Below are 17729 nucleotides of genomic sequence, written 5' to 3'. Positions count from 1 at the left end.
GCGGACTGATCCGTCCACTCCGTCCGTCGGTATCGAGACCTGCCCTCCAGAGCCGGTCAAATCGGGCGGAAACTAGGTCTTTTGCTCGGGCGTTGCAACACCTATAAGGGCGCTGCCAGTGAGACCTTTTGCCACTTTTCCCCTCCTCGTTTCGGACGCCTTGCCAGACCGATGTCCACCTTGATCCTGATACCGGCCCGCATGGCCTCGACACGGCTGCCGGGCAAGCCGCTGGCCGATATATCAGGCGCGCCGATGATCGTGCATGTCGCCCGCCGTGCGGCCGAAGCCGGCCTTGGTCGGGTGGCGGTGGCGACCGACACGCAAAGCGTGGCCGAGGCGGTGCGCGCGCATGGTTTCGAGGCGGTGATGACGCGCATGGACCACGAATCGGGTTCCGACCGCATCTTTGAAGCTCTGCTCGAACTTGACCCCGGGCAAAAGGTCGAAACCATCGTCAACGTGCAGGGCGACCTGCCGACCATCGATCCCGCGATCATCGCGGCCTCGCTGAGGCCGTTCGAGGACGCCTCGGTGGATATCGCCACGCTCGGCGTCGAGATCATCCGCGAGGAGGAAAAGACCAATCCCAACGTCGTCAAGATCGTCGGGTCGCCGCTCTCCGGCACGCGGTTGCGGGCGCTGTACTTCACCCGCGCCACGGCACCTTGGGGCGACGGGCCGCTTTATCACCATGTCGGCCTCTACGCCTATCGCCGCGCCGCGCTCGAGCGCTTCGTCGCGCTGAAGCCGTCGCCGCTGGAGCGCCGCGAGCGGCTGGAGCAATTGCGGGCGCTGGAAGCCGGCATGCGCATCGATGCCGAGATCGTCCAGTCGCTGCCGCTTGGCGTCGACACGCCACATGACCTGGACCGTGCCAGGGAAATCCTTTCAAACTGAGATATCAGCATGCCTGAAAAGACCAACAGAATATCCTTCCAGGGCGAGCCGGGCGCCAATTCCGACACAGCCTGCCGCAACGTCTATCCCTCGATGGAGCCATTGCCGTGCCCGACCTTCGAGGATGCGTTCAATGCCGTCGAGACCGGCAAGGCCGATCTCGCCATGATCCCGATCGAGAACACCATCGCCGGACGTGTCGCCGACATCCATCATCTTCTGCCGGAATCGAGGATGCACATCGTCGGCGAATATTTCCTGCCGATCCATTTCCAGCTGATGGTGCTGCCGGGCGTCAAGCGCGACGAGATCAAGACCGTTCACACCCACATCCACGCGCTCGGCCAGTGCCGCAAATACATCCGCAAGAACGGGTGGAAAGGGGTAGTCGCTGGCGACACGGCGGGCGCAGCCAAAATGGTCTCCGAGGTCAAGGACCGCACCATGGCCGCGCTGGCCCCGGCGCTGGCCGCGACGCTCTACGGGCTCGACATCATCGAGGAGAACGTCGAGGACACCGACAGCAACGTCACCCGCTTCGTCGTCCTGACCAAGAGCAAGCAATGGGCCGAGCGCCCATCACCCGACGTCAAGATGATGACGACCTTCATCTTCCGCGTCCGCAACGTGCCGGCCGCGCTCTACAAGGCCATGGGCGGCTTCGCCACCAACGGCATCAACATGACCAAGCTCGAGAGCTACCAGTTGGGCGCCTTCACGGCGACGCTGTTCTACGCCGACATCGAGGGCCACCCCGACGATCCGCTGGTCAAGCTGGCGTTGGACGAACTGCGGTTCTTCTCGCGCGAGGTGCGGATTCTTGGCGTCTATCCGGCCAGCGAGTCACGCGAGCAGTGGAAGGTGGCGGATTGAACTACCAGCCCAACGGCACGTAGTCGATCTCCATGAAGGTCTCGACCTCCGGCACCCAGCGGTCGCGCACGAAGGCGACATGGTCCGGATGGTCGTTGTACCTGGTGTAGGCGGCCTGGTCGGCGAACTCCATCGAGAAGCCGAACTGGTAGTCGTTCTTGGGGCTGATCTGCCGCAATTGCTCGAAATGCGTGACGCCCCGGATCGCCGAGAGGATCTTCCTGGCGTCGACGAGGAACCGCTTTTCCTCCAGCGAATGCGGCGGATGCTTCAGCGTGAAGACGACGGTGTGACGGATCATTTGTCTCTCCTGCAATGACTTCGATATTCGCTATTCGCTGTCGACCCAGGCGCGGATGAGGTGATGCGCGATGGCGCCCTTTGGCGGCGTGACCAGATTGTCGGGGTGCGTACGCTCCAGCATCAGGCGCACCTCGTCGCGCAAAAACCAGCGGCAGTCCTCCAATTCGTCGAGATCGGCCTGGATGTCTTCGTTGAGCGGCTCGCCGAAGCAGCCGATCATCAGTGAATAGGGAAACGGCCACGGCTGGCTGGCATGGTAGACGACGCGGCCGAGCCGTATCCCGGCCTCCTCCAGCGTTTCGCGGCGCACCGCCGCCTCGATCGTCTCGCCGGGCTCGATGAAGCCGGCAAGCGCCGAATACATGCCCGGCCCAAAATGCCGGCCGCGCCCGAGCAGGCATTTCTCCCGCGTCGCCGTCAGCATGATCGCCACCGGGTCCGTACGCGGAAAATGCTCGGTGCCGCAATTCGGGCAATGGCGCTTGTAACCACCCGCGCGCATCTGCGATTCGGTGCCGCATTTGCTGCAGAAGCGGTGACTGGCGTGCCAGGCGAGCAGGGCGGCGCCTTGTGCCATCGCGCCGGCGGCGGCCTCGTCGATCAGCCCTTGCATATAGACCGAGCGGTAATCGATCGCCTTGACGGTTTCGGGCAACTGTTCGGGATCGATGCCGGCCAGGACCGCCAGCACCGGCCCCTGTTCGGAAAAGCCGAGCAGGACGCCCTGGTCGAAGGAAGGGCTGAAGGGCTCGCTCTCGGCGACGCGGTGCCACGGATCGAAACCGCCATCCGCCAATTTCAGGTGGAGCCGGCCGCCATTCATCAAAAGCAGCCGTGTCGTCGGATCGGCCAGCGCCTTGTCGACCGAATCGTCGGCGCGGTTCTCGGATTGCCGGTCGATCGTGTTGCCGGCAAAGCCGACGAACTGGCTCGGCTCGCGCAGAGGCGCGTCAAACAGGCGGAAGCTCATATGGACTCTGGTGCTTTGGGATGGACATGCTTGGGATGGACACGGGGAAGGCTTATAGCGCCGCCCTTATCGTTTCGGCAAACCGGCGCAGGTCGGAACGCTCATACGGCTCGCGCAGGCCATGCCCCCACACCGGGCCGGGCCAGCCGGGATCGCCCTCGGACCGTGCGATGATATGGACATGCAGTTGGCGCACGATGTTGCCGAGCGCGCCGGTGTTGATCTTGGTGCAGCCGCTCACCTTCTTCAGCGCCTGCGCCACCATATTGGTCTCGAAGGTCAGCATCGCCTGGTCGAGCGGCGTCATGTCGTGGATCTCCTCCGCGCCCGGGCGCTGCGGCACCAGGAGCAGCCATGGCCAGCGGCGGTCGTTCATCACCCGCAATTCGCACAGCCCAAGCCACATCAACTGCTCGCTGTCCGCCTCCAGCCGGGCATCCAGCGTGAATCCGGCCTTCAGGCCCGGCAGCATCGGCGTTTCCCTTGCTTTTCTTGGTTTCCTCAAACCCTGAACGCTAGAGCGGCCGCATCGGGGCTGCAAGCGAATCCAGTGCTTCGCGGTGCCGATTTGCCTGCGCACTTGCATTTCGTCGCGCAATTGCCGATATGGACAGCGGGAGGTTGGTGGTGGACGATCCACTCGCCAACCGGGTCAGGTCCGGAAGGAAGCAGCCCTAACGAGCCCGGAACGGGTCATTGTTCCAGCCTCCCACCTCATCGGCCCTCCTCGCGACATTGACGACGCATTGCAGCGCGGGCGAGACTATGCGCAGGAATCGGCGCCTTCGGGCGCGGCCTTTTGGAGCTTAACGGGCGAATGAGCGAAGCCGGAAATTCGGGGTCCGATAGTCTGGCGACGGGCAAGGCCGCGGCCTACCGCGTGCTGGCGCGCAAATACCGTCCGTCGAATTTCTCCGAGCTGGTCGGCCAGGAGCCGATGGTGCGCACCCTCACCAATGCCTTTGCCACCGGCCGCATTGCCCAGGCATGGATGCTGACCGGCGTGCGCGGCGTCGGCAAGACCACGACCGCGCGCATACTTGCGCGAGCGCTGAATTATAAAACCGCCACCGTTGACCAGCCCTCGGTCGATCTCGCCGTGCTCGGCGAGCATTGCCAGGCGATCATGGAAGGCCGCCATGTCGACGTCATCGAGATGGACGCCGCCTCGCACACCGGCATCGACGACATCAGGGACATCATCGAGCGCGTGCGCTATGCGCCCGTCTCGGCCCGCTACAAGGTCTACATCATCGACGAAGTGCACATGCTGTCGACGCAGGCCTTCAACGGCCTGCTGAAGACGCTGGAAGAACCGCCGCCGCACGTCAAATTCATCTTCGCCACCACCGAGATCCGCAAGGTTCCGATCACCGTCCTGTCGCGCTGCCAGCGTTTCGACCTGAGGCGCATCGACGCCGGCGCGCTGGTCGCGCATCTCTCCTCGATCGCCGGCAAGGAAGGCATTTCGGTCGACGATGACGCGCTGGCCATGATCGCGCGCGCGGCGGAAGGCTCTGCCCGCGATTCGCTCTCCATTCTCGACCAGGCGATCGCCCATGGCGCCGGCTCGGTCAGCGCCGAGGCCGTGCGCGCCATGCTGGGCCTGGCCGACCGCGCCCGCATCGTCGATCTGTTCGAACATGTGATGAAGGGCGACGTGGCGGCCGCACTCGGCGAATTCCGCGCGCAATATGACACCGGCGCCGATCCGGCCGCCGTGCTCACCGATCTGGCGGAGTTCAACCATCTCGTCACCCGGCTGCGTTTCGTGCCGAGCGCCATGGACGATGCCTCGCTGTCGCAGGACGAGCGCCAGCGCGGCGCCGATTTCGCCCGGGCGCTATCGGTCCGCGTGCTGTCGCGGACCTGGCAGATGCTGCTCAAGGGCATTCCCGAGGTGCAGTCGTCCAACCGGCCGGTCAGCGCCGCCGAAATGGTGCTGATCCGGCTGGCGCACGCCGCCGACCTGCCGACATTGGACGAGGCGTTGAGATCGCTGGAGAACGGTGCCTCGGCAACTGGCGCCGCGCCGCGCCCGAACGGCGCGCCCGTGAACCCCGGCAATGGCGGTACTGGTGGCCACGGCGCCAGCACCGTGGCGCAGGCGCGCATGCCTGGTGGGTCGGGCGGCGCGCAGACCATGCGGCTGGTCGAGGCCACGCCGGCCCCGGCCGCCTTCGTCGCGCCCCCGCAACCGGCGCCGGAGACGCAAGCCGTACCGCTGAAATCGCTGGCCGACATCGTTGCCCTCGCCGACGCGCAGCGCGACATCGCCTTCAAGGTGCTGGTCAAGCGCTGCATCCGTCTCGTGCGCATCGAACCTGGCCGCATCGACGTCAGCCTGACCGATGATGCGCCCAAGATGCTGCTCAACGAGCTGACGATGAAACTGCGCGCCTGGACAGGCCGCAGTTGGCTGGTGTCGCTGTCGAAGGAGGAGGGCGGCCAGACCCTGGCTGAAATGGAATCGACGAAGCGTGAAAACGCCTTCCTCGATGCCAGGAACGACCCGACCGTGGCCGCCATCCTGGCCCGCTTTCCCGGCGCCAAGATCATCGACGTGCGCATTCCCGACACGCCGGACGCCGAAACGAGCGAGGCCGAAATGCCGGTCGAGCCGCCGGCCGATGACGATGAACCCTGATATCCAGCACTAATCCGCAAAGGATCGGACCATGAAAGATCTTCTCGGCCTGATGGGCAAGGCGAAGGAAATGCAGGCCAAGTTCCAGGCCATGCAGGATGAGATCGCCACTGTCGAAGCCGTCGGCCAGGCCGGCGGCGGCTTGGTCAGCATTACGTTGAGCGGAAAGTTCGACATCAAGTCGCTGAAGATCGACCCGTCTTTGTTTAGGGAAGACGAGGTCGAAATCCTCGAGGATTTGATTCTTGCCGCGCACAATGACGCCAAGGCCAAGGTCGAGCAGATCATGCAGGAAAAGACCAAGGCGCTGACCGCCGGCCTGCCCATCCCGCCAGGAATGAAACTGCCTTTCTAATGCATGTCGCCCAAAAGTGCGCAGCGGTTTTGGGGCAACGATATGCATGAAGCTGAGACCGGCGCGGCCATGATCGGCGAGCCGTCCGAAAGGCTGATCGAGCAGCGTATCCGCAACAGGATCTACGAGATTCTGGAAATCCTCGCCGATTGCGATGCGGGCGTCGATCTCGTCGGCATCAAGGGCTATTTCAATCTTTTCGAGGATTTCGTGCACCGCCCTTCGATCGAGGCCGGCACGTCGGCGCTTTCGAAGGACGAACGCGCCATCGTGCTGGAAATCGCCGAATTCCTGGAGGCGGCGTCCGAAACAAATCCTGATTTCACCAAGGCCGAGTTCATCGACAGCGACTGGCCGGGCAAGATCGCGCCGACGGCCAGGGAGGCGCGGGCGCTGTTTCTCGGGCGGGGCCTGTTTTCAGAGACGGTCGAAGAGGTCGAACCCGGTCGACCGGCAGCAATCGCCGCCGGGCGATAGGCTGTTTTTGAGAAAGCGTGGCGCGGCTTTCCCGGGAAAAGCGCATGGCGCTTCCCCAAGGGAATTGCGGCGAAACGAAGAAAAGGTGGTCATCGTCTATGTGAAACGACGGCTCGATCCATCTGGAAAGCCTCGATTTGTGTCAATTCGGCAACAGTCCGCCGTTAATAACGTTTTGGCCATCATTTTGCCCGAAAGTGTCTCATTCTTGCCGCAGCCTGGGGGCGGGCATTGAAGTGAGAGGGTTACCTGTTGATCGCCATGCGATGGAAGACGCCGCTGTTGCTCGGCGTCGTCACGTCTCCCCTTTTCTTGGCCGCTTGCAGCCAGACCACCTCGCACGGCATGTCGGTCGCCAGCCTGACCGACGCCATCACGCCGAGTTTCCTGAGTTCGCGCGCCTACAGCCACACGCCGAAGGACAGGGAATGCCTGGAACGGGCAATGTTCTTCGAATCCAACCGGTCGAGCCGCGACGGCATGATCGCCGTCGGCACGGTGGTGATGAACCGGCTGCGCTCGGGCAATCATGGCAGCACCATCTGCCAGGTGGTGGGTGAACCCGGGCAGTTCGCGCCGGGCGTCATGACCAGGCCGATGAATTCGCGCGCAATGCCCGATGTCGAGGAGGCCGCCGACGCCGTGCTCAAGGGCGAGCGCAAGGCCAAGCTCAAGAACACGATGTATTTCCACACCGCCGGCCTGCGCTTCCCTTACAAGAACATGCACTACACCATGGTTGCGGGCGGCAATGCCTTCTACGAAAAGCGCGGCCGCAACTGGCAGCCGCTGCCGGATGAGCCGATGGTCGCGTCGGCCGAGCCGCCGACCGCGTTGCCGGGAGTACCCGCGACGCGTGTCGCGTCGGTCGAGATGGCGCGCCCGGCCAAGACGCCCGCTCGCAATGCTCCGGCACAGCAGGTCTACATGACCGCTGCGGCGGAACCGTCACGCCCCAGCAAGACGGCAACCGCTCACACCGCTCCGGCACAGCAGGTCTACGTGACCGCCGCCGCGGAACCGGCGACCAAGCCGTCGCCCGCCCGCATCGCCCCCGCGCAGCAGACCTATCTGACGGCATCCGCAGCACCGACGGCAAAGTCCGCGCGGATCCAGGCCAGGCCGATCGAAGTTGCCATGCAGGAGCCGATGGAAGAGCCGGATGCCGCCCGTTTTGGCGGAACCTTGAACAGCGGAACCTCGAACAAAAGGGTCATCTCCTCGGTTGAGGACGCTCCGCAGGAAGCGTCGATGGGCTTCCAGTCGACGCCTGAGAACACCGATGCCATCGGCGCGATGATCGTCAGCCAGGGCCGCCCGCTCGAAGCCAACTGATTCCCTTCGCATGGCAGCATGGCGGGTCATGCGTCATGGGGATGTTTCAAAGCGTTCTGAAAAATCCTAGATCAGAGCGATGTCCAAGCGAATCGCCGGTCCCGAGATCGAACGCCTGATCCAGCTCCTGGCCAAGGTGCCGGGGCTTGGCCCCCGTTCGGCCAGGCGCGCGGCGCTGCACCTGATCAAGAAGAAGGAACAATTGCTGTCGCCGCTCGCCGCCGCGATGGGCGAGGCGGCCGACAAGGTGCGCATCTGCTCGACATGCGGCAATGTCGATACGTCGGACCCCTGCATGATCTGCACGGACGCCCGTCGCGATGCCGCCACCCTGATCATCGTCGAGGACGTCTCGGATCTGTGGGCCCTGGAGCGGGCGGCGGCGATGAATGTGCGTTACCACGTGCTCGGCGGCACGCTGTCGCCGCTCGACGGCATCGGCCCCGATCAGCTCAACATCCGTTCGCTGATCGACCGCATCGCCGGGGGCGAGGTCAAGGAGGTCATCCTCGCCGTCAACGCGACGGTCGAGGGCCAGACCACCGCGCACTACCTCACCGATCAGCTCTCCGGCTTCGAGGTCAAGATAACCCGGCTGGCGCACGGCGTGCCGGTCGGCGGCGAACTCGACTATCTCGACGAAGGCACGCTGGCCGCCGCGCTGCGCTCGCGAACGGCGTTTTGACAAGATCGGCGGGGCGGATGGGCACGATGATTGCGTCTCCTTCGAAGTTGGTGGTGCACGCCACAGAGCGCGGCATTCGCAAATTCGGCTTTATTTTCTTTATGGCCGCGCTCCTCGCCATCTTTCTCACCATCCCCGCCTCCGCCGCCAGCATCGACGATCAGTTCCGCGCCTGGCTCCAAACCGACCTCTGGCCCGACGCCAAGGCGAAAGGCATTTCCAAAAAAACGTTCGATGCCGCGTTCAACGGCATCAAGCCCAATCTCAATCTCCCCGATCTTGTCATGCCGGGCGAGAAGCCTAAGACGCCGCAGAAGCAGCACCAGGCCGAGTTCGGTTCGCCCGGCGCCTATTTTGCGGAGAAGACGGTTCGTGCGGTGACATCAGGCGGACGCGCCCGCGAAGCCGCCAATGCCCGCACGCTTGCCGCGATCGAAAAGCGCTATGGCGTGCCGGGCGAAATCCTTCTGGCGATCTGGGGCCGCGAGACCGGCTTCGGCGCGGCGAAGATGCCCTACGATGCCTTCGAGGTGCTGGGCACCAAGGCGTTCATGTCGACGAAAAAGGATTTCTTCCGCACCGAACTGCTGGCGGCGCTCGAAATCGTCGAGCGCGGGCTGGCCCCGGTCGGCGCGATGAAATCGTCCTGGGCCGGTGCGCTCGGCCAGCCGCAATTCATGCCGACCTCCTTCCTCAAGCATGCGGTCGATTTCGACGGCGACGGCCGCGTCGACATCTGGAATTCGACTCCCGACGTGCTGGCTTCGATCGCCAATTATCTTGTCCACTACGGCTGGGTGAGGGGACGCGGCTGGGGTTTCGAGGTGACCGTACCTCAGAGCGTGTCCTGTTCGCTGGAAGGTCCGGACCAGGGCAAGGAGATTTCGCAATGGGCCGCCATGGGCATCGAGCGCGTCGGCGGCAAGGCCTTCCCGGCCGCCGAGATGAAGGCGGAAGGCTTCCTGCTGATGCCGGCCGGGCGCAGCGGCCCGGCCTTCATCGCGACCCCCAATTTCTACGTGCTGAAGGAATACAACACCAGCGACCTCTATGCGCTGTTCATCGGCCATGGCGCCGACCGCATCGCCCATGGCGATCAGAATTTTTCCGGTAGCTGGGGTCCGGTCGGCGACCTCCACCGCTCCGACATCGCCGCCTTGCAGCGGACCCTGGAGGCCAAGGGCTATGACGTTGGCAGCGCCGATGGGCTGCCCGGCTTCAAGACCCGCCGCTCGATCGGCAAATGGCAGGAAAAGAATGGTCAGGCCGCCACCTGTTTTCCCGATGCCGGCCTGGTCACCGCGCTGAAATAGCTTCGAATTTCAGCAGATTTTTCCCGATCCGCGGCATCGATCGGCCGGCGCATGCATGGACACGCCACAGCGGATTTTGATCCACTCATGCTGTTTCATAAATCCTCGTTGCCGGCCCCGGAGTCGCCGGATATGGTGTTGACCAACTGGACAAAAACCACGACGGTAGTGGGCCAGGGCTATCGTTGGAGCCCTGAAAGAACACCGCAACCCTGAGCCGGGAACTCAGGTCGACAAACAACAAAACAGGGAACAATCATCATGATGATGGAAAAGCTTGCTCTACGATCCCGCATCCTGCTTGCGGGCGCCGCCATGTCGGCGCTGCTTCTGGCCGGAGCGCCGGCTGGCGCGGTCACCCCCGCCGACACGCTTGTCGAAGGTTTTGCCATCGACGACATCATCTCGATGGATCCGGGCGAGGCGTTCGAGCTGTCGACCGCCGAAGTCACCGGCAACACCTATGACCTTCTTGTCCGCCTCGACCTCAGCGACACCTCCAAGGTCAAGCCCGACCTCGCCGAAAGCTGGACCGTCTCCGACGATGGCCTGACCTATACGTTCAAGCTCAAGCCGGGCCTGAAATTCGCCTCCGGCAACCCGATCACAGCGGCCGATGTTGCCTACTCGTTCGAGCGCGCCGTCAAGCTGGATAAGAGCCCCGCCTTCATCATCGACCAGTTCGGCATCAGCGGCGACAACGTCACCGAAAAGGCCAAGGCGGTCGACGACACCACCTTCCAGTTTACCGTCGACAAGGCCTACGCGCCAAGTTTCGTGCTGAACTGCCTATCGGCCACCGTTGCCTCCATTGTCGACGCCAAGCTGGTCAAGGAACATGTCGCCGCAGTGACGCCGAGCGCCGACTACAAATGGGACAACGACTTCGGTAATGCCTGGCTGAAGACAGGCTATGCCGGCTCGGGCGCCTACAAGCTGCGCGAGTGGCGTGCCAACGAGGCGGTCGTCATGGAGCGCAATGACAATTATCACGGCGAGAAGGCCAAGCTCGCCCGCGTCATTTACCGCAATATGAAGGAAAGCTCGGCGCAGCGCCTGGCACTCGAAGCCGGCGACATCGACGTTGCCCGCAATCTCGAGCCGAACGACCTCGACGCCATCGCCAAGAACGCCGACCTCACCACCACGAGCGCGCCGAAGGGCACGGTCTACTATATCAGCCTCAACCAGAAGAACCCGAACCTCGCCAAACCCGAGGTTCGCCAGGCCTTCAAATACCTTGTCGACTATGATGCCTTGAGCACGACCATCCTCAAGGGAATCGGCGAAATCCACCAGACCTTCCTGCCCAAGGGCGACCTCGGCGCCATGGACGACAATCCCTTCAAGCTTGATGTCGCCAAGGCCAAGGAATTGCTGGCCAAGGCCGGCCTGCCGGATGGCTTCAGCGTCACCATGGACGTACGCACCGGCCAGCCGACCACCGGCATGGCGGAATCGATCCAGCAGACGCTCGGTCAAGCCGGCATCAAGCTGGAGATCATTCCGGGCGACGGCAAGCAGACGCTGACCAAATATCGCGCCCGCAACCACGACATCTATATCGGCAATTGGGGCCAGGATTATTTCGATCCGAACTCCAACGCCCAGACCTTTGCCTCGAACCCGGACAATTCGGATTCCGGCAAGTCGCATACACTTGCATGGCGCAATGCCTGGGACATTCCGGACCTGACCAAGGAAACCGAAGCAGCTCTCCTGGAGAAGGATTCGGGCAAGCGCGCTGATATGTACAAGGATCTCGAGAAGAAGGTCCTCGACACCAGCCCCTTCGTCATCATCCACCAGCAGCTGGAGGTCGCGGGTCTGCGCAAGAACCTCCAGGGTTTCAAGCTTGGGCCAAGCTTCGACACCAACTTCGTCGGGCCGGTCTCGAAAGAATAGCGCCCGCGGACGCGCCGCATGAGCGCGGTTGAACACGAAAGCGGGCGCGGCAGCGCCCGCGCCGTCGCCCTTGCATCATCGCTCGGCCGCTTCCTGGTCATCGCGGTGACGACCTATCTTGGTCTTCTCGCGGTCACCTTCTTCATTGGCCGCGTCATCCCGATCGACCCGGTGCTCGCCGTTCTGGGCGACCGGGCACCTGCCAATGTCGTGGAGCGCACGCGCCGCGAGATGGGCCTCGATCTGCCATTGATCGAGCAGTTCTATATCTATGTGAAACACGCGCTGAGCGGCGATTTCGGTATCTCGGTGCTGACCACAAACCCTGTCATGACCGACATCCGCCGCGCTCTTCCCGCAACGACGGAACTGGCGACATTGGGGACACTGATCGGCGCGTTGTTTGGCGTACCGCTCGGGGTGCTGGCCGCGGTCAAACGCGGCAGCTTCGTCGACCAGATCGTGCGCGTCATCGGCCTGATCGGTTATTCCGTGCCGATCTTCTGGCTCGGCCTGCTTGGGCTCGTCCTGTTCTATGCCAAGCTGCAATGGGTGGCCTTCCCGGCACGGCTCGACGTCGTCTACGAGTACACTTTCACGCCGATCACCGGTTTCTACTTGCTCGATTCCGCGATGCAGGGACAGTGGGACGTCTTTTACGACGCCTTTCGGCACATCATCCTGCCGGCCTCGCTGCTCGGCTATTTCTCGCTCGCCTATATCAGCCGCATGACGCGCTCGTTCATGCTCAATGAACTCGCCCAGGAATATGTCGTCGCGGCGCGCGCCAAGGGCCTGTCGGAAACCCGCATCATCTGGGGCCACGCGCTGCGCAATGCCGCCGTGCCGATGGTGACGGTAATCGCGTTGTCCTATGCCGGGCTGCTCGAAGGCTCGGTGCTGACCGAGACCGTCTTCTCCTGGCCGGGCATCGGCCTCTACATCACCAACTCGCTGCAGAACGCCGACATGAACGCGGTGCTTGGCGGTACCATCGTCATCGGCTCGGTGTTCATCGGCATCAACCTTCTGTCCGACCTGCTCTATCGTGTGCTCGATCCGAGGACCAAGACAGGATGAGCGCCGAGACCATCCAGAGCCGTCGCGAATGGTTGCTGTCGGAGCGGCCGGCATCGCGCATGCAGGCAAGGCTCGGCCGCGCCTATGTCGCGTGGCGGCGCTTTTCCGCCAATCGTCTGGCCTTTGTCGGCCTGCTGATCATCATTGCCCTGCTGCTCGTCGCCGCCCTTGCCGGTGTGCTGGCGCCGTATTCGCCGACCTTCGGTGATCTGAAGAACGCGCGGCTGCTGGCCCCGAGCGGGCAGCACTGGTTCGGCACCGACGACCTCGGCCGCGACATCTATTCGCGCATCCTCTACGGCTCCCGCTGGACGCTTTATGTCGTCGTCTTGGTCGCCATCATCGCCGCACCCATCGGTCTTCTGGTCGGCGCCGTCGCCGGCTATGCCGGCGGTTGGACCGATGCCATCCTGATGCGCATCACCGACATCTTCCTTGCCTTCCCCAAGCTGGTGCTGGCGCTGGCCTTCGTCGCCGCCCTTGGCCCAGGCATCGAGAACGCCGTGCTGGCGATCGCCATCACCTCCTGGCCGCCCTATGCGCGCATCGCTCGGGCCGAGACGCTCACCGTGCGCAACTCGGACTACATCAAGGCGGTGCAATTGATGGGCGCCTCGCCGTTCCGCATCGTGCTGCGCCACATCATGCCGTTGTGCATCTCCTCGCTGATCGTCCGCGTGACGCTCGACATGGCCGGCATCATCCTGACGGCCGCGGGCCTCGGCTTCCTCGGCCTCGGCGCGCAGCCGCCGCTGCCGGAATGGGGCACCATGATCGCTTCGGGCCGCCGCTTCATCCTAGACCAATGGTGGGTGGCCGGCGCGCCTGGCTTCGCCATCCTGATCGTCAGCCTTGGGTTCAACCTGCTCGGCGACGGCCTGCGCGACGCACTCGATCCCCGCAGCGGTGACCAATGAGTGGCTCCCCTGATCAGCCGCGATCAAAGAGCACGCTTCTCGACGTCGAGGATCTGCGGGTCACCTTTCCGACCCGCACCGGCATGATTGAGGCGGTGCGCGGGGTTTCCTTTTCGCTCGGCCGCGAGCGGCTCGGCATCGTCGGCGAATCCGGCTCGGGCAAGTCGCAGACGGGCCGTGCCATCATGGGACTGACACCGCCGCAGGCCCGGATATCGGCCAACAAATTGACCTTCGACGGCATCGACCTGCTCGGCGTCTCGGCACGCCAACGCCGGGCGTTGCGCGGCAACCGCATCGCCATGATCCTGCAGGACCCGAAATATTCGCTCGACCCGGTGATGAGCATCGGCCGCCAGATCGTCGAGACTTTGCGCACCCATGAAAAGGTCGGCAAGGCCGAGGCGCGCGAGCGCGCGCTGGCCATGCTGGAGGCGGTGCAGATCCGCGATCCCAAACGTGTCTTCGACCTGCATCCGCACGAAGTGTCCGGCGGCATGGGCCAGCGCGCCATGATCGCCATGATGCTGATCGCCGGGCCGGAAATGATGATCGCCGACGAGCCGACCTCGGCGCTCGACGTCACTGTGCAGCTCGATGTGCTCGGCATCCTCGACCGGCTGGTCGCAGAGCGTGGCATGGGACTGATCTTCATCTCGCACGATCTGCGCCTGGTTTCCTCTTTCTGCGACCGCGTCATCGTCATGTATGCGGGCAAGGTGGTCGAGCAGCTCAAGGCTTCGGAACTCAGCCAGGCCCAACATCCCTACACGCGTGGGCTGCTCAACTGCATGCCCAAGATCGGTGCCGACCGTCACCCGCTGCCGGTGCTCGACCGCAAGCCGGAGTGGGCGGCATGAAATCAGCGATTGCCGTCGACAGGCTGGAGGTGATCTTCGACCGCTTCCGCGCGCTGAAGGGTGTCAGCCTCGACGTGCAGCCGGGCGAATCCTTCGGCCTTGTCGGCGAATCCGGTTCCGGCAAATCGACATTGTTGCGGGCCATCGCCGGCCTCGCGCCGGTTGCCTCGGGCAGCATTGTAGTCAACGGCAAGACGCTCGGCGCGCGCCGCGACAAGGCGTTTTACCGCGAAGTGCAGATGGTCTTCCAGGATCCGTATGGCTCGCTGCACCCACGCCAGACCGTCGATCGACTGCTGCAGGAGCCGCTTGCCATCCACGGCTTTGCCGATGGTGAAAAGCGGATCGAACGCGCACTCGACGAAGTCGGCCTCGGCAACGGCTTTCGCTTCCGCTACGCGCACCAATTGTCGGGCGGCCAGCGTCAGCGTGTGGCGATCGCACGCGCGCTGATCCTCGAACCCTCGATCCTGCTGCTCGACGAGCCGACCTCGGCGCTCGACGCCTCGGTGCAGGCGGAGGTGCTCAACCTGCTGGAAGAAGTCCGCCGCCGGCGCAAGCTGACCTTCCTGATGGTCAGCCACGACCTCGCCATCATCACCCATATGTGCGAGCGGCTGATGGTGATGCAGGGCGGCGAGGCGGTGGAGAATCTGGTGGCGAACGACCTCGTCGAGCGCCGCGTTTCGAAGGACTATACGCGCAACCTGCTCAGGGCGAGCGACGGGTTTGTGAGAACCGCTCCCGAGCAAGTTTGACGATAGTTGTCCGACGCAGAGTGTATTTCCCGCCTCAGGCCGCTCCGCTTTCCGGCAGGATCCCACCCTTCGCCTTGCCCCGCTCTTTCGGCTCCTTGATCCGGAACCACGTCAAATAAAGCGCCGGCAGGAACAGCAGGGGTGATCGCCGTGCCGGCGATGATGCCGCCCATCGTGGCGTACCACAACGCCGATCAGGCCCAGCGGCTCCGTCGCCACCGCCAGGAACAGGCGCTGGAAGCTCTGCAATTGCAACCATCAGGATGATCGCCATGACGAACAGCATCAGCGGCACCACCGCGCCTATCGCCGGACCGGTTAAGTCAGGCCCAATCGACGCGGTGATGGTGCCGACTTGAGGAAAATCTGAAATAAGGCCAGAAGGGGAATTCAACGACATCAAACAGAACGGGCGCGCCGGCCCGGTGAGGGATATTATGAAGAACTCCGCCATTTCCGAACGCAAGAACCAGTCGATCTCGCGCGGCGTCGGCATGACCACGCAGATCTACGCCGATCGGGCTGAGAATTCGGAAATCTGGGATGTCGAGGGCCGCCGCTATATCGACTTCTCCTCGGGCATCGCCGTCGTCAACACCGGCCACCGCCACCCCAAGGTAATCGAGGCGGTCAGGGCGCAGCTCGACCGCTTCACCCACACCTGCCATCAGGTCGTGCCTTATGAGAGCTATGTGCGGCTGGCCGAACGGCTGAACGCCATGCTGCCCGGCAAGTTCGAGAAGAAGACCATCTTCGTCACCACCGGCGCCGAGGCGGTGGAAAATGCCATCAAGATCGCTCGCAACGCCACCGGCCGCCAGGCCGTCATCGCCTTTGGCGGCGGCTTCCACGGCCGCACCTTCATGGGCATGGCGCTGACCGGCAAGGTCGTGCCCTACAAGGTTGGCTTCGGGGCCATGCCGGGCGACGTCTACCACGTGCCGTTCCCCGTGCAACTGCATGGTGTCTCGGTCGCCGATTCGCTGGCGGCGCTCGACAAGCTGTTCAAGGCGGATGTCGATCCGGCCCGCGTCGCAGCGATCATCATTGAGCCGGTTCAGGGCGAGGGCGGCTTCTACGACGCGCCGCGTGAACTCCTGACGGCGCTGCGCAAGCTCTGCGACCAGCACGGCATGCTGCTCATCGCCGATGAGGTGCAGACCGGCTTTGCCCGCACCGGCAAGATGTTCGCCATGGACCATCATGAGGTGGCGGCCGACATCACCACCATGGCCAAGAGCCTCGCTGGCGGCTTCCCGCTGTCGGCGGTCACCGGCCGCGCCGAGATCATGGATGCGCCCAGCCCCGGCGGCCTTGGCGGCACCTATGGCGGCAGCCCGATCGGCGTTGCCGCGGCACATGCCGTGCTTGACGTCATCGAGGACGAAAAGCTCTGCGACCGCGCCAACACGCTGGGTGCGAGGCTGAAGCAGCGTCTGCAGTCGGTCCGTGACGACGTGCCCGAGATTGTCGACATCAGGGGTTTGGGCTTCATGAACGCGGTGGAGTTCAACGACGTCAAGAAGGGGCTGCCCTCGGCCGAGATCGCCAATGCGATCCGCCTGAAGGCGCTCGACAAGGGCCTGATCCTGCTGACCTGCGGCGTCTACGGCAACGTCATCCGCTTCCTGGCGCCGATCACCATCCAGGACGAGGTCATGAACGAAGCGCTCGACATTCTGGAAAGCTCGATCCGCGAAGTCTGCGCCGCCTGATCGGCGCCGCCCGTCTCTCCTGACGGTCTACGCCGAAGTCGGTGGCCGTGCCGTCAGGAGCTCGGATTCTGCAACCAGGCTGGGATGTTCATTCTGGCGTGCAGCACCCGCCAGACGTCGATATGGTCGGTCCGCTCAAGATAGAAAATCAGGTATGGATAGCGCTTGAGTTCCACGCTGCGCAGGCCGGGCAATCCAATTTCGTAGCCATATCTCGGAGAGCCGATGCCGGATGGCTGGCTATCAGTTCGTGGGCGTTCTGGAGATCGTCGACATAGCCCAACGCCATTTGCGAACCAACTTCGCGGGCAAAATAATCAACAGCCTCCTCGATATCGCGCAGAGCAAGGCTTCGAGGAATAATTGCCTTTGCGGCCACCTGATCTATTGGCCCTGCGCCTGCTTTCGCAATGCAGCAAAATAATCATCGTCAACGGGAGCGCCTGGCGCGGATGATGCGCCCTCGAGGAGCAAACTGCGGAGAAGCTGGCGATCCTGGTCACGGCGGATCAATTCACGCACATACTCGCTGCTCGTGCCGAAGCCGCGATCCGTCACTTGTTGATCGACAAAATGCTTCAGGCTGTCAGCCAGCGAGATGTTCATTGTGCTCATTGCGAGATTTTATTGCCCATG

Annotated in this window: 18 protein-coding genes, 1 other RNA gene and 2 pseudogenes; 15 read left to right on the top strand and 6 right to left on the bottom strand. The window is 63.5% G+C overall.

All coding sequences use genetic code 11. The annotated features are described in order from the left end of the window. The first annotated feature begins 171 nt into the window (after positions 1–171). Positions 172–900, top strand: a complete 729-nt coding sequence (locus tag LB536_RS16130; RefSeq protein ID WP_224594221.1) for a 3-deoxy-manno-octulosonate cytidylyltransferase — start codon at positions 172–174, stop codon at positions 898–900. Between the two features lie 9 nt (positions 901–909). Beyond that, the gene (locus tag LB536_RS16125; protein WP_224594218.1) at positions 910–1773 is read left to right on the top strand and encodes a prephenate dehydratase; all 864 of its coding nucleotides are present in this window, start codon (positions 910–912) and stop codon (positions 1771–1773) included. Between the two features lies 1 nt (position 1774). On the opposite strand, the gene LB536_RS16120 is transcribed toward LB536_RS16125, so the two are convergent. Genes LB536_RS16120 through LB536_RS16110 form a run of 3 tightly spaced genes read right to left on the bottom strand, consistent with a single transcriptional unit; the run spans position 1775 to position 3518 of the window. After that, positions 1775–2074: a Dabb family protein gene (locus LB536_RS16120; RefSeq protein WP_140757914.1), complete on the bottom strand. Its 300-nt coding sequence runs from the start codon at positions 2072–2074 to the stop codon at positions 1775–1777. Positions 2075–2104: 30 nt separating this feature from the next. Next, on the bottom strand, positions 2105–3046 hold the full coding sequence (nudC, locus tag LB536_RS16115; protein WP_140757913.1) for an NAD(+) diphosphatase: 942 nt from the start codon (positions 3044–3046) through the stop codon (positions 2105–2107). Positions 3047–3098: 52 nt separating this feature from the next. Then, the gene (locus tag LB536_RS16110) at positions 3099–3518 is read right to left on the bottom strand and encodes an HIT domain-containing protein (protein WP_140507712.1); all 420 of its coding nucleotides are present in this window, start codon (positions 3516–3518) and stop codon (positions 3099–3101) included. Between the two features lie 144 nt (positions 3519–3662). Here LB536_RS16110 and ffs point away from each other — a divergent pair. From ffs to LB536_RS16050, 12 genes are all read left to right on the top strand, one after another. After that, positions 3663–3759: signal recognition particle sRNA small type (ffs, locus tag LB536_RS16105), an RNA gene on the top strand. A 104-nt stretch (positions 3760–3863) separates the two neighbouring features. After that, positions 3864–5693: a DNA polymerase III subunit gamma/tau gene (locus LB536_RS16100; RefSeq protein WP_224594215.1), complete on the top strand. Its 1830-nt coding sequence runs from the start codon at positions 3864–3866 to the stop codon at positions 5691–5693. 31 nt (positions 5694–5724) lie between these two features. Then, complete coding sequence (locus LB536_RS16095) at positions 5725–6048, top strand: YbaB/EbfC family nucleoid-associated protein (RefSeq protein WP_027142071.1); 324 nt, start codon at positions 5725–5727, stop codon at positions 6046–6048. Positions 6049–6117: 69 nt separating this feature from the next. Beyond that, positions 6118–6525 carry a hypothetical protein gene (locus LB536_RS16090; protein ID WP_140810943.1) on the top strand — a complete coding sequence of 136 codons (408 nt, stop codon included), beginning with the start codon at positions 6118–6120 and terminating at the stop codon, positions 6523–6525. A gap of 252 nt (positions 6526–6777) precedes the next feature. After that, positions 6778–7860, top strand: a complete 1083-nt coding sequence (locus tag LB536_RS16085; RefSeq protein ID WP_224594212.1) for a cell wall hydrolase — start codon at positions 6778–6780, stop codon at positions 7858–7860. Positions 7861–7939: 79 nt separating this feature from the next. Further along, on the top strand, positions 7940–8545 hold the full coding sequence (gene recR, locus LB536_RS16080; RefSeq protein WP_140757910.1) for a recombination mediator RecR: 606 nt from the start codon (positions 7940–7942) through the stop codon (positions 8543–8545). A 101-nt stretch (positions 8546–8646) separates the two neighbouring features. Beyond that, positions 8647–9858, top strand: coding sequence for a lytic murein transglycosylase (locus LB536_RS16075; RefSeq protein WP_224594381.1), 1212 nt, complete (start codon positions 8647–8649; stop codon positions 9856–9858). A gap of 261 nt (positions 9859–10119) precedes the next feature. Then, positions 10120–11763: an ABC transporter substrate-binding protein gene (locus LB536_RS16070; protein WP_224594207.1), complete on the top strand. Its 1644-nt coding sequence runs from the start codon at positions 10120–10122 to the stop codon at positions 11761–11763. 18 nt (positions 11764–11781) lie between these two features. After that, positions 11782–12843, top strand: a complete 1062-nt coding sequence (locus LB536_RS16065) for an ABC transporter permease (protein ID WP_140757907.1) — start codon at positions 11782–11784, stop codon at positions 12841–12843. Further along, positions 12840–13760, top strand: coding sequence for a nickel transporter permease (gene nikC, locus LB536_RS16060; protein WP_224594205.1), 921 nt, complete (start codon positions 12840–12842; stop codon positions 13758–13760). The genes LB536_RS16065 and nikC overlap by 4 nt, the downstream gene beginning before the upstream one ends. Next, positions 13757–14620, top strand: coding sequence for an ABC transporter ATP-binding protein (locus LB536_RS16055; protein WP_224594204.1), 864 nt, complete (start codon positions 13757–13759; stop codon positions 14618–14620). Before nikC ends, LB536_RS16055 begins: the two co-directional genes overlap by 4 nt. Beyond that, a complete protein-coding gene (locus LB536_RS16050; protein WP_224594202.1) occupies positions 14617–15378 on the top strand; it encodes an ABC transporter ATP-binding protein in 762 nt (253 codons plus the stop codon). Before LB536_RS16055 ends, LB536_RS16050 begins: the two co-directional genes overlap by 4 nt. A gap of 34 nt (positions 15379–15412) precedes the next feature. Here the strand turns inward: LB536_RS16050 and LB536_RS16045 are convergent. Next, positions 15413–15694 (bottom strand): annotated as a pseudogene (locus LB536_RS16045) (hypothetical protein); the annotation flags it as partial. A gap of 121 nt (positions 15695–15815) precedes the next feature. Here LB536_RS16045 and LB536_RS16040 point away from each other — a divergent pair. After that, positions 15816–17093, top strand: coding sequence for a 4-aminobutyrate--2-oxoglutarate transaminase (locus tag LB536_RS16040; RefSeq protein ID WP_224594200.1), 1278 nt, complete (start codon positions 15816–15818; stop codon positions 17091–17093). A 53-nt stretch (positions 17094–17146) separates the two neighbouring features. Here LB536_RS16040 and LB536_RS16035 read toward each other — a convergent pair. Then, positions 17147–17472: pseudogene (locus LB536_RS16035) on the bottom strand (type II toxin-antitoxin system RelE/ParE family toxin). A 5-nt stretch (positions 17473–17477) separates the two neighbouring features. Then, on the bottom strand, positions 17478–17708 hold the full coding sequence (locus tag LB536_RS16030) for a type II toxin-antitoxin system ParD family antitoxin (RefSeq protein ID WP_224594198.1): 231 nt from the start codon (positions 17706–17708) through the stop codon (positions 17478–17480). Positions 17709–17729 lie beyond the last annotated feature (21 nt).

The organism is Mesorhizobium sp. ES1-3, assembly GCF_020164795.1.
Taxonomy (GTDB): domain Bacteria; phylum Pseudomonadota; class Alphaproteobacteria; order Rhizobiales; family Rhizobiaceae; genus Mesorhizobium.
The sequence above is the reverse complement of the archived record's forward strand: the minus strand, read 5'-3'. Positions and strand labels throughout refer to the sequence as shown.